At 37.3% G+C, this 1,102-nt stretch carries 1 pseudogene; it reads left to right on the forward strand.

The annotated features are described in order from the left end of the window. Positions 1–152 precede the first annotated feature (152 nt). A pseudogene (locus tag NO346_RS14610) lies at positions 153–1,102 on the forward strand (IS3 family transposase); the annotation flags it as partial.

A 1,102-nucleotide genomic window follows, 5' to 3' on the forward strand; every position in this document is an offset into this window, starting at 1 on the left:
ATAATTTGACTTGGCTTTGCACTTTCTGGTCATTTCCATTCGGAGATGACCACATTTCTTTTTTGCTACGCCAAACAGAGATGGATCCGGAAATTTGAACAACTCCTATAAGTGATATTCTGCTCCTCAAATGATGTTATAAACATCAATATATGGAGTATTTTATGGCACGTAGACCAAGAAGAAATCATTCAAACGACTTTAAGGCTAAGGTAGCACTTGCTGCGATTAAAGCAGAAAAAACACTTGCTGAATTGAGTTCTGAGTTTGATGTTCATCAAAACCAAATTATTGACTGGAAAAATCAATTGATCTCAGCTTCCTCGCAAGCTTTCGATCAATCAAAAGCTCCATCAGAACCTCCCATTGATCTTAAAAAGTTACATGCAAAAATCGGTGAGCAGGCATTAGAAATTGATTTTTTAGAAGGTGTGTTGAAGAAACTGGGCCGCTTCAACCACAAAAGTTAATCGACGACTCACTTCAGATTTCAGTATCTAAACAAGCTAAGTTACTGAAAGTCTCTCGTGGTTGTTATTATTATCGCCCAAAACCTGTTAGCTCATCAGATCTGAAGCTGATGCGATGTATTGATGAATTACATATGCAATATCCTTTTACAGGTAGCCGTATGATGCGTGATTTGTTGAATCGTCAAGGACATCATATAGGACGACGTCATACACGTACTTTAATGAAGAAAATGGGTATTCAGGCGTTATATTGCAAACCAAATTTAAGCCAGGCTAATCAAGCTCACCGTAAATATCCATATCTGCTCAAAGGATTGGCTATTCAGCGCAGTAATCAAGTGTGGTCTACGGATATAACGTATATCCCTATGGCAAAAGGCTTTGTTTATTTATGTGCTGTGATTGATTGGCATAGCCGCAAGGTACTTGCGCATAGAGTATCGATTAGTATGGAGGTGGATTTTTGTATTTCGGCTTTAAATGAAGCGATTGAAAAATATGGATCACCTGAAATATTGAATACAGACCAAGGCAGTCAGTTCACCAGTGATGCATTAGACTTCCTTCATAAATCATTTTTCAATCAATTTAATTGTTTATCTTTCACCCAATCTAAATTGTATATGCCA

Source organism: Acinetobacter sp. 5862 (genome assembly GCF_024494585.1).
Classification (GTDB): domain Bacteria; phylum Pseudomonadota; class Gammaproteobacteria; order Pseudomonadales; family Moraxellaceae; genus Acinetobacter.